Below are 11,008 nucleotides of genomic sequence, written 5' to 3'. Positions count from 1 at the left end.
CATTGTTGATATTGTTGTAACAGTTCTTTCAATTGTTTGAGTAACAACAGTTGTAACAGTTGTTGTTATTGTAGGTGCTATTGTAGGTGTTGGGGATGGTGTTGGCGTTGGAGTTGGTGTAGGTGTTGGTGTAGGAGTAGGAGCTGGTTTCACAATTTCTGTAATTTTAATTATTTTTGCTTCCGATGGTAATTTTTCATATGGATTTAGAGGTGGTGTGGTTGGAGGCCATGCAAGTGGCTGTGATGGTGGTTCTAGTATTCCATAGCTCATCCATACGTAGACTGAGTACATACCCCAATACCATGCTGTAGCGACCCAGCTTTTACTTATACCCCATGCATACTGTGTGTACCCTTTAACGTCTAATTTGTCGTCTGGTGCTCCTAATAATTGAGCAAAGTTTGATTCTGCTATGCTTACTTGCCAACCTCTTCTGAATACCCATATTGGGTATGTTGGCATGTAGTAGTTCCAGAACCAGGTTAACTTTGCTATAGTGCTCCAAAACTCTGGCGTTCCTGGAACAAGTGCTTGTAGTTTTTGCTGCTCGAACCATGGATTAACATATATGGTTGTGCCATTCTTTAGCGGCACTGGCCATGTATAGTTCATGTACATTTGACCTAGATAAGACCATGCAACCCAATATCTATTTAAGTAGCCTGTATATGCCATTGCTATTGATGCTGGATTTATCACATCCCAATGTAGTGTTACATCAAATTGGAGATTATTCCATAATGTATTGTAGACACCCACATCTACACAATTTGCTACAGCATCAATACCGTGTGCTTGCCACTGAGCAGCAAGATTGCTTGCTTGTGATACCCAATCAGCCCATGCAGATACACACATTACCTCAAAGTGGAATGGCTTTCCATCTGGTGTATACCATTTTCCATCAGGTCCTCTCTTAAATCCTACGCTTTGCAAAAGCTGATATGCTTTCTGAGGATTATAGCTCCAATCATAAAGATTATCCCTAATCCAATCAGGTAATTCTGCAGAACTTCGAATACCTGTAACCAAATCTTTGTACTCTAATGTTACAGGTGGAAATGCTTTTGCAGCCTCTGTTCTGTTTATAAGTAGTACTAGGGCCTGTCTAACTTCTGTTATGTTAAATGGATACTTTAGTATGTTGAACCATATTCCTTGCACCTCCAAACCCTCTAGATAAGCTCCCTTCACAGTTGATGCCTTATCCACTTCTGCTAATGCTAGTGGTGATATGCCATGCCATGTCAACAGGTCTTTTCCTTCCATCAACCAGCCAACCATTTGCTCTTCAGCTCTGGCAAATAGTATTTCACCCCCACTATACTTGATGTATTTAGACCATCTATAACCAGGATTCTTAACTACTTTAACACCAGTTGTTGTTAATGTCGCAGGATCTGGCCAGAATGGGCCATTACACCATGGTGTATCCATAGGCATGTTTCTAATATCGTTTTGAAGTTTTGTTAAGTTAAGTCTAGTCGGTATTTCATTAATGGGGATATCAGCTACTTGTTCTGCATATTTTCCGAAGATTGTATATGGTGTTGAGACTCCCCATGTCAACAACTGGAAAAGTCCTTGATACCAAAAGTTTGTTGTGAAACTATAGTCATAGATTTTAGATGTATCAACTTTTGCTGTTTTTGGATCATATAATGGTGCTCTAATTGAAATCATTGATTTATTGAAGTAGAATCTAATGGTATAATCATCTACAATCCTAACGTCTAAAAGCCATGGAAGGAAGTTTCTAAATATTTTCCATTGAATCGTATAATATGTCCACACATCCTTTGCTGTAAACGGATATGTGGATTTGCCATCAAACCACTTGTTGTCATTAAATAACTTAACTTCGAGATATCCCTCAGCCAAGTTAATGCTTAGATCCTTAGCTAAAATGGGTAACAAATAGCCATGATAAGCCTCGAAAACATATAGAGGAGCTATACATGCAGATCCTATAAGCCCCTGAGCACCACCTATTGCGCTTCCACTTGCAAACGGATTCCATGTTATTGTTGGTGGCAGCACATACCAAGCAACTAAATGAAATGTGCCACCAGCTTCAGCAGTTAATAGGGGAAGAGGTGCAGCAAGAACAGCCATTATTAATATTACTATAGTTATTATTGGATACTTCATTTTCTTCTTTTTTAACATTTTTATCACACTATAATAGGTGTTGTTTTGCACCCCCTTAAATTTTTTTCTTAATTTAAATTATTTAAACTAATTTAACTTCAAAAATAGAACCGTTAAAACTATTTATTTTGCTGCTACTTCTATCGCAAGTGACAAGCAACAAAATGTGTTGGACTTACTTGTTTAAGTTGTGGCTCTTCTTTTCTACAAATATCCATTGCGAAGGGGCATCTGTTGCTTAGTGGGCATCCCTGTGGTTTGTTTAGTGGAGATGGTGTAGTACCTGACAGAATTAATTTTCTTGTTTCTCTGGCTTTTGGATCTGGTACTGGTATTGCTGATATCAATGCTTGTGTATATGGATGCAAAGGCTCTTCTAGCAGCTCTTTCAGTGTTGCTTGTTCAACAAGTTTACCTAGATACATTACTGCTACAAGTGTTGATGGCCCGAAGAACTGGAGAAGAGTTATTTCATGTGTTATAAACAGTAGTGAAGAGCCTATTTCTCTAACCATATCCTTTATTGTCTTAACTATGGATGCTTTCAAAGATGCATCAAGCATTGTAACAGGCTCATCAGCAACTATATAAGCTGGTTTAAGCATTAATGCTCTTGCTATTGATACTCTCTGCCTCTCTCCTCCACTTAGCTGAAATGGGTATTTGTCTAAATATCTTTCCGGCGGATTTAAACCAACTTTATTCATAATATCTATAGCCATGTCTAAAGCTTCTTTATTGTTCAACGCCAGTTTATGATATTTAGCAATATCAGTAAGAATATCTCTAACTCTCTTATATGGATTTATACTAGCGTAAGGATCTTGCGGTATGTACTGTGCATTCACTCTATACTTCTTAAACTCTTTCTTATCCATATCAAAAATGTTTCTTCCTTGAAACAGCACCTCACCTTTTGTTGGCTTTATAAGAGCTAGTGTAACCTTGCCCAATGTTGTTTTACCAGAACCACTCTCACCTATCAAACCAAATATAGATCCCTTAGGAACCGCTATGCTAACATTATCTACTGCTGCAAACCCTATCCTTCTAAGCCCCCTTCTTATGTAAAACTTGACAACAATATTTTTAGCCTCTATCACATTGTCACTCATAGCATTCACCTCTTTGCATATAGCCAGCATCTAACAAAATGACCATTTCTAAATTCCATTAGTGGTGGTTCTTCCCTTCTACAAATATCCATAGCGAGTGGGCACCTTGGATGGAATTTACATCCATGTGGAAGTCTCCTAAAATCTGGTGGGTTACCTGGGATAGTCTCAATATTTTCCTTAAATTCATTGAGTCTTGGAACAGATTTTAGTAAACCAATTGTATATGGATGCAGAGGATTATAGAAAATGTCATATACGTTCCCCTCTTCAACTATTCTCCCAGCATACATAATACCTACCCTATCAGCTATGTCAGCAACTAATGAAATGTCATGTGTTATAAGGATGTATGTTAGATTCATTTTTTCCTTCAATTCTTTAAGTAAGAGCAGAATTTCTCTTTGTATCAGGACATCCAAAGCCGTTGTTGGCTCATCTAGTATTACAAGCTTTGGATTGAGAAGTAGTGCCAAGGCTATTAAGGTTCTTTGTTTCATGCCACCGCTCATTTCAATTGGATACAGATTTAAGACTCTATCTGGATCGAGTTTCACAGATTCAAGTAATTTTCTTGCTCTTTCCAATACAATCTTCTTGTCTTTAATTCCATGTGCAGAAGCTGTTTCAATAAAGTGGTCCTTTATTTTTATGGTTGGGTTTAAAGAGTTTAGAGCTCCTTGAAAAACCATTGAAATTTCTCTCCATCTAATTTCTTGAGAGAATTCCTTTTCAGGTATTTTAAGAATATCTATCATTTTCTTATCCTTGCTATAAAATATACTGGAATTACTATCTATTCGAGCTGTCTCTGGCAAGATTCTAAGTATGGCATTAGCTGTTGTGGTTTTTCCACAGCCACTTTCACCTACAATGGCATAGACTTCACCATTAAATATTTTGATATCAACATTTGACACAACTTTTACATTGTTATAGTATACACTTAGGTTCTTTACTTCTAGTATTGGAGTACTCATGTTTCTTCACCTCTCAATCCTATTCTTAGTGCTGGATTGAAGACCTCTCCAAGGGCATCAGCTATGTTTATGAGAGCGTATTGAAGTAGGACAATAGTTATTATTGGGCTCCACAAAGCTAGAATTGCTTTATCAGAGTAGAGAGCTCCACCACCTCTTATAGCCATGTATATTTGAACACCCCAGTTATCTGGTGTCATCGGCATAAAGCCTAGAAATGCCAGTCCTGTGTATCCATATATTGCTCCAACCATTCCAAGAACCAGGTTCATTGCTAGAAATGGTGCAATGAATCTAATAATTTCACCAAATATTATCTTCCATGTGCTAAAACCAAGAGTTTTAGCTACATCCACAAACTCTCTTCTCTTCAGAGAAAGAGTCTGAGCTCTAACAGCTCTAGCAAGAGAAGCCCATGCAGTTATACTTAAGATGCCTGCCAATATGAATATGTTTTGCTTAAGCTCTTCTGGAATGACCATGAGGATGATTAGTGCTAGAAGATAGGTTGGTATAGTGAGAGCAATATTTATAGCAACAGAAATTGCTTCATCAACCCATCCACCTATATAACCAGCAGCAAGACCCAGCACCATACCCACACTTACAGTAATTATAGCAGCAAGAAATGCTATTGATAATGCTTTTGGAATACCATGTATTAGCGTTAATAGCAATGGTCTTCCTGTGTATTCTGTTCCTAGTATGTACCATGGAAAGTCGCGTGTAGATGGAGGTTGATACACATATTCTAAACCACCCTTATATGGTGGTAATGAAGGAATGAACCCAACTACAACCCCTATACCAAGTACTACATACAATAATATTATGAATAGGCTGAATATTCTTGCAGGACCTCTTGCTAATATTTTGAGTATTGGCTTCAATGATGATATCACATCAGATTTGTAAAATGAGGTTATGCTCATTGCTCTTCCACCCTAGCCCTAGGATCTATTAGTCCATATGTGATATCAGTAAGGAAATTAGCTAAAATTATAGCCGTAATCACTATTACGTATGTTCCAACCATTACTGGGTAATCTCTTGCAGAGGAGGTTACAGATAACAGTGTTCCAAGACCTGGCAATAGAAATTGTGATTCTATCCAAACTGTGCCAACCAAAAGCCACGCAAATGTAACACCTATATTTGCATAAATGGGAAGTATAGAGTTCTTTGCTATGTATGCTGTCAATATTCTTCTACTAGGAAGCCCCCTTGCCCTTGCCGCTACAACATAATCCTCTCTAATAACACTTGACGACATAGCAGCCATGCCAAATGTCCAGCCAGGAAGAGATGTTAAAACCATGACTAACATTGGTAATGTGTAGTGATGTAATACACTTAGTATAAATGGTGCATTGAGCCCTGGTACCACATTTGAAGAATATGGGCCCATATATGGTAATAGCTTCCACCGAGCACCAATGTATACAAAGAATATTGCAGCCAAGATCCAATTAGGGATGCTATTTAATATTGTTAAAATTGATGTAGTAGTTCGTGTGAATAGAATGTTGCGTCTATAGTATGTCAAGGCTAAACCTAATAGAATGCTTATAGCCAATGTTATTGATAATGAGTAGCTTACAAAAAATATTGACCAGGGAATTGCACCAGCAATCATTTGAGCTACTGGAGTTCTATAAACAATTGATACACCAAGATTTCCAGTAATAACATTACTTAAATATTTCATCCACATATTATACCAAGGCTCATTAGGTGAATAACCTATGTATGCTACAACCATTTGTAGTGCACGATCATATGACATGCCACTTTGAAGAAACTGTGTAAGTAGCATGAGAGCAGGGTTTCCAGGAGCTAAGACAATAATCAAAATTGATATGCTTATTGCTAAAAACCATGTTATTGCAGCAAACAATGTTTTCTTTACAATCCAATGCAAATTATTACACCTTACCATTACAGCTATACAGAATTGCTTAAAAAGTTTAATGAAGTAACATCGTATTGGTCTAAATAAGCAAAACTTAGTGTGGAGGTAATAAGGATGTAGTTCATACAATTGTGGAGATAACATTTAGTGAAAGATAACAAGAAGTAAATAACTTAATCTGCATTAAAATAACTTAGTTATCTAATTTAAGATTGAATTGAAAATACTTACATCAATCTAGCATTCTTCTAGCACTGCATAGGTTTTGAATCTATGTCTCCTCTACTATAGCATTAGAGATATGCATTTGTGAAGTTCCTTAAAAAATAATCCATATAATACTTTAATAACAATTTTTATCTGTAGACATGCAGTTCTATGCAATAGGTGATTGTGTAGATGAAACTAGATATGAATACAAAAAAGCTTATATATGTCTCCCTGCTATTCACATTGTTGATAGCTGTAATCCTGGGGTATGTATTTGTTAGCTACAGGCGAGGTCCTATGGGAGTAGGATACGAGGACTCATTTTTCACAGTTAATGGAAAGAGAGCATATTTTATGTGTGGTGAGGTGCACTATTTTAGGGTTCCAAAGGGTTTGTGGTTTGATAGGTTGTTGAAGGCTAGAAGAGCTGGTTTGAATTGTATTGCTAGCTATATTGCTTGGAATTGGCATGAACCTGTTGAGAATTTGGTTATATTCAACGATTCTTTGCCTCCATCGCCATATGAGTCAAATGCTTTTAGCAGGGATTTGGAGAGCTATATTAAGCTTGTTCAATCTCTTGGAATGTACTTCATAGCTAGACCAGGTCCCTACATCTGTTCTGAGTGGGATAGTGGTGCTCATCCAAACTGGCTTTATACAAAAAACGTTATTTTAAGGTCTTTGGATGAGAACTACATTAAGTATTCTGAAAAGTGGTATTCAACTGTTTTGCCAATTATAAGCAGGTATACCGTACCTAGAGGAGGTTCTGTGGCACTTCTTCAGATAGAGAATGAGTATTTCTGGGGAGATACAAAATTCCTGATGAAGCTCTATGAAATTGCTAGAAAATATGTTAACGATATTCCAATAATAACTAATGAGGATTGGTATGTTGAGGGAACACCAATAATTAATACAATTGATGATTATCCATCCCCGTGGGATGTGAAGGGATTTGATAACAAGATTAAAAACTATCTTAAGATGCAGAAAGGAATGCCAAAAATGTTTATGGAGCTTGAGGGTGGGTGGTTCTCAACATTTGGTGCACCACTACCAACGAACAGAGGTAGTTTTCCAGCTGAGTGGACAGAGGTTTTGCTGAAAACAGCTTTTGGCATGGGGATAAATGGTATAAGCATATACATGTATCATGGTGGTACAAATCCGGGTTACTACACAGGTAAGTATATAACAACAACATATGATTATGAAGCTGCTATAAGGGAGTGGGGAGAGCTTTCAAAAAGATACTACACAATAAAGAGGTTTGCATACTTTGTAAAAACATTCAATGACTTCATAACAAAAACAAAGCCCGTTGAGAATGGTGCAAGGGCCACGGTTTCAGGAGTTGATGTGTTTACAAGAGTAGGAGATGATGGCTTTGCTCTAGTGGTTTTGAGAAACCTGGATCAGTATCCCAAACTAGCTAAGGTAGTTTATGGTGGTAGGGAGTATCCAAAGCAAAACGTTGTTAGAATACCCGCGAGAAATGCAAAGATTATGCTTATAAACTTTGAGGTTAGAGGAACACCATTCACAATAGCCTATACATCATCAGAACCTCTAATGATTGCATCATTTGAGAAGAGAAGTGTTTTGATAGTTTATGGAGATTCTCTAGAAATTGGTGAGATGCTTGTTGTATCTAAAGAGCCTATTGATGCTGCATTTGTGAGAGATGTGCATGTATTGAAGGAAAGTAACAATAGTATTGTGTTAAGCTATGTTCATGGTGAAAGCGATAGAATAGCTATTCTAAGGTCTGGAGACTACGAGCTTTACATTATAGCTGTTTCTAGAAGCAGAGCTGATAGAACATGGTATCTAGACGATGTTGCGCCACCAGTAATTCTAGTTTCAAATACGTATTTTGTTGGCGCAGCTGTAAGAACTGAAAACAGTTTGTCAATTGAATTAGAACTTGATAATGCTAGCTGTGGACCACTACTAATTATCTCCCCCAAGCCAATATCAAAAATTGTTTCAGGTAATAGAGAATTCTCTGTAGCTAATGTGTATGGAATATTGTATGAAAGTACAATTGACACAGCTTTGTGCACAGGTTTTGAGGAGCCGTTGATAAGTGTTGATAGTATGTGGAGAGTAGCTAGAGAGGAGATTCCAAAAACCTGGGTATCTATAGAGCCTGGAAAACCACTGGAGTACTACAATATGCTGTTCAACGGATATTCAATATATGAAATAGAATTCAATTTGAGTAGAGACGATCTCAAGGAGTTGAAAAATGGTTTTATGTACATAAGCTACTTCAATGACTATGCAACGGCCATGGTGAATGGTGTTCCCCTAGCCTCTGACTATCACAGTATTGAAGTTGATGCTTCTACTGCTTTGAAGGAGGGTGTGAACAAGTTGCACATAGTTTTAGAATCCATGGGTCATACAAACGATGGTATTGTATATATCCCCAATGGAGTTGTGGGAATGGTGTATCTTGGGAAAGTGGCTGAAATACCGCTAACACAATGGCTCTATGCCGAGTATAGACCTCCATATGGAAAAGACTTCAGCATGTCTATGTATCTACACAATCCAGAGGATCTCAAAAAGCTTATTGAAAGTGGAAAGATTTTGGAGAAAGCAATATCTGTTGATGCTCTAACACGTGGTGGAGGGGTATACATCAAGAAATTTAGCATAGATAAAAAGATTGGGCGATACATACTAGACCTTGGAAAAGCAATCTACGCTAATTACTATCCAAGAGCATTGCTATTTGTAAACAAGAAGTTTGTTGGTATATACACAGGCCCTGTGGATATAACGAATTATCTTGTTGAAGGAGAAAACGAAGTGGTTATAGCCATTGAGTGGGGACCCGCTCTATACCCATCTATAAAGATTTATCAAAAAGTTGTGAACGGCTCTTGGAAAGTTAAATACGGTACTCAGGGACTAGATGAGAAGTGGTTTAGCGAAAACTTCAATGACAGCTCCTGGAACTCCTCAACACTACCAATAACATTTGTTAATAAACAGGGAGACATAGTCTGGATCAGAGGCAAAGTACACATAGAGCCATCAAATGCTGTTGCACCACTTAAACTAGTGATTAGAGCTAGTGGTGTTAGAGCATTGATATACTTCAACGGCCAATTCATTGGTAGATACGCTGACGAGGGTCCGCAAACAGAGTTTTACATTCCAGAGACATTGATTAAAAAAGGAAGTAACACAATAGCAATAATGCTACACATAATAAGTAGCAAAGCATCTGTAGATGGCATAAGTATTGAACCATATTATGTTCATGCAAAAACAATTGCAATTCTAAAGTAAGACTAAATTTTTAACAATTCAATTCTTTTTATACTTACCTCTCTAATCTTGCTATGAAGAAGCCTTCGCTTTTGTCTATATGTGGCAAGGTTCTTCTGACTTTGTTCCATATGCTGTACTTTGGATATCCTCTTGATGCAGGTATTTGAGGATCTACAAGTTTGTGTGTTGTTTCTTTTGAAAAAACTTTTTCCACTACTTCCTCGCCCTCATCTGGTAGGATAGAGCAAACAGCATACACAACTCTTTCCCCATGCTTCAATGCATTGAGAAGCATTTCTGTTTGTATAATACTCATTTTCTGTGGTATTCTGGAATCTCTCAAAATAATTTTTATTGCTGGATCCTTTGAAATTGCTCCGCTACTGCTGCAAGTGGCGTCAACAAGTATTGCATCAGCTTTTTTGCTAAGAGCAATCTTTGTGCTATCAGCTAGCACCAGCTCTATTCTGGATGTGTCAACACCGTATCTGTTCAAAAGCATTTTCATTGCTTCTAGTCTTCTTCTAGACAAGTCAAATGCGACAACCCTTGCCTTGTTCTCTGTTAGCTGCATTATGAGAGATGTTTTAATGCCTGGAGCAGCGGCAAAGTCGTATATCAGCATATCTGGTTTTGGGTCGAGAGCAAGCACTGTTAAAACACTTGCCTTGTCTTGAATAATTATAGAGCCGTTTTTGAATAGCTCAAGTGTTCTAATGGGTTTTTTGGTTTTGACAACTCTAACGAGAAATGGAATATTTTTATCAGCTTCATACTCAACACCCTCATCACTAAGAATCTTCAAAGCCTTGTCAACATCTATTTTGAGAGTGTTTATTCTTATCCACAAGACCCTTTTATTCATAGCCTTCAACATTTCAACAACTTCATCAATAGGCATAACAGTTGATAATTTGTCAAAAAGCCACTTGGGGTATGATAGCATTGCCCAAGGTTCATCAATGTTAAGCATAAACTCGTTGATTCTTGGAAAATCTCTTTCAATAGCTTTTCTAAGCTTGGAATCAACTCTTTCCCCTCTTTCAACAAGCCACATATAAATAAATGCTCTGGCCAATAACCTGTGGCTTGGATTCCTAACTTTGCTGCTTCTCTCAACAATGTACAAAAGCTTGTAGTAGTTAGAGACAAACTCTTGGCTAAGTTTATACAGAAACTCTCTCTCCAAAAGAGCTTTTCCACAACCAAACCTTTTGCAAGTATATGAAAAAGCCTTTCTACTACTAACCTTCTTCCTCAAAATTGTGTAAAGCACATTTGCAAGTACAGACACAATAACATCGATATTCATTTGAAATCGAAAAAATATTGTTTTGCAAAAC

General features: G+C 37.4%; 7 protein-coding genes. 1 reads left to right on the top strand and 6 read right to left on the bottom strand.

Features of this window, described 5'->3' with window-relative positions; all coding sequences use genetic code 11:
• The 5 genes from QPL79_RS08765 to QPL79_RS08745 form a co-directional block, all read right to left on the bottom strand.
• Positions 1 to 2,172, bottom strand: a 2,172-nt coding sequence (locus QPL79_RS08765) for an ABC transporter substrate-binding protein (protein WP_285274438.1), incomplete at its 3' end; no start/stop codon positions are given.
• A gap of 122 nt (positions 2,173 to 2,294) precedes the next feature.
• Positions 2,295 to 3,269, bottom strand: a complete 975-nt coding sequence (locus QPL79_RS08760; protein WP_285274437.1) for an ABC transporter ATP-binding protein — start codon at positions 3,267 to 3,269, stop codon at positions 2,295 to 2,297.
• Positions 3,270 to 3,274: 5 nt separating this feature from the next.
• Positions 3,275 to 4,249 (bottom strand): ABC transporter ATP-binding protein, encoded by a 975-nt coding sequence (locus tag QPL79_RS08755; RefSeq protein ID WP_285274436.1) that lies wholly within the window; start codon positions 4,247 to 4,249, stop codon positions 3,275 to 3,277.
• On the bottom strand, positions 4,246 to 5,181 hold the full coding sequence (locus QPL79_RS08750; RefSeq protein ID WP_285274435.1) for an ABC transporter permease: 936 nt from the start codon (positions 5,179 to 5,181) through the stop codon (positions 4,246 to 4,248). Before QPL79_RS08750 ends, QPL79_RS08755 begins: the two co-directional genes overlap by 4 nt.
• Positions 5,178 to 6,170 carry an ABC transporter permease gene (locus QPL79_RS08745; protein WP_285274434.1) on the bottom strand — a complete coding sequence of 331 codons (993 nt, stop codon included), beginning with the start codon at positions 6,168 to 6,170 and terminating at the stop codon, positions 5,178 to 5,180. The genes QPL79_RS08750 and QPL79_RS08745 overlap by 4 nt, the downstream gene beginning before the upstream one ends.
• A 390-nt stretch (positions 6,171 to 6,560) precedes the next feature.
• Here QPL79_RS08745 and QPL79_RS08740 point away from each other — a divergent pair, with 390 nt between their 5' ends.
• The gene (locus QPL79_RS08740; RefSeq protein WP_285274433.1) at positions 6,561 to 9,683 is read left to right on the top strand and encodes a beta-galactosidase; all 3,123 of its coding nucleotides are present in this window, start codon (positions 6,561 to 6,563) and stop codon (positions 9,681 to 9,683) included.
• A 34-nt stretch (positions 9,684 to 9,717) separates the two neighbouring features.
• Here the strand turns inward: QPL79_RS08740 and QPL79_RS08735 are convergent, their stop codons facing one another.
• Positions 9,718 to 10,977 carry an RsmB/NOP family class I SAM-dependent RNA methyltransferase gene (locus QPL79_RS08735; protein ID WP_285274432.1) on the bottom strand — a complete coding sequence of 420 codons (1,260 nt, stop codon included), beginning with the start codon at positions 10,975 to 10,977 and terminating at the stop codon, positions 9,718 to 9,720.
• Between the last annotated feature and the right edge of the window lie 31 nt (positions 10,978 to 11,008).

Origin of the sequence: Ignisphaera cupida, from assembly GCF_030186535.1 — an archaeon.
GTDB classification, from domain to species: Archaea; Thermoproteota; Thermoprotei_A; order Sulfolobales; family Ignisphaeraceae; genus Ignisphaera; species Ignisphaera cupida.
Note: the sequence above shows the minus strand (reverse complement) of the source record. Positions and strands in the feature narration are given on the sequence as shown.

What these genes read in the sequence shown, in the direction of transcription:
- QPL79_RS08760 (WP_285274437.1), bottom strand. Translation starts at nt 3,269, where the DNA reads ATGAGTGACAATGTGATAGAGGCTAAAAATATTGTTGTCAAGTTTTAC.
- QPL79_RS08755 (WP_285274436.1), bottom strand. Translation starts at nt 4,249, where the DNA reads ATGAGTACTCCAATACTAGAAGTAAAGAACCTAAGTGTATACTATAAC.
- QPL79_RS08750 (WP_285274435.1), bottom strand. Translation starts at nt 5,181, where the DNA reads ATGAGCATAACCTCATTTTACAAATCTGATGTGATATCATCATTGAAG.
- QPL79_RS08740 (WP_285274433.1), top strand. Translation starts at nt 6,561, where the DNA reads ATGAAACTAGATATGAATACAAAAAAGCTTATATATGTCTCCCTGCTA.
- QPL79_RS08735 (WP_285274432.1), bottom strand. Translation starts at nt 10,977, where the DNA reads ATGAATATCGATGTTATTGTGTCTGTACTTGCAAATGTGCTTTACACA.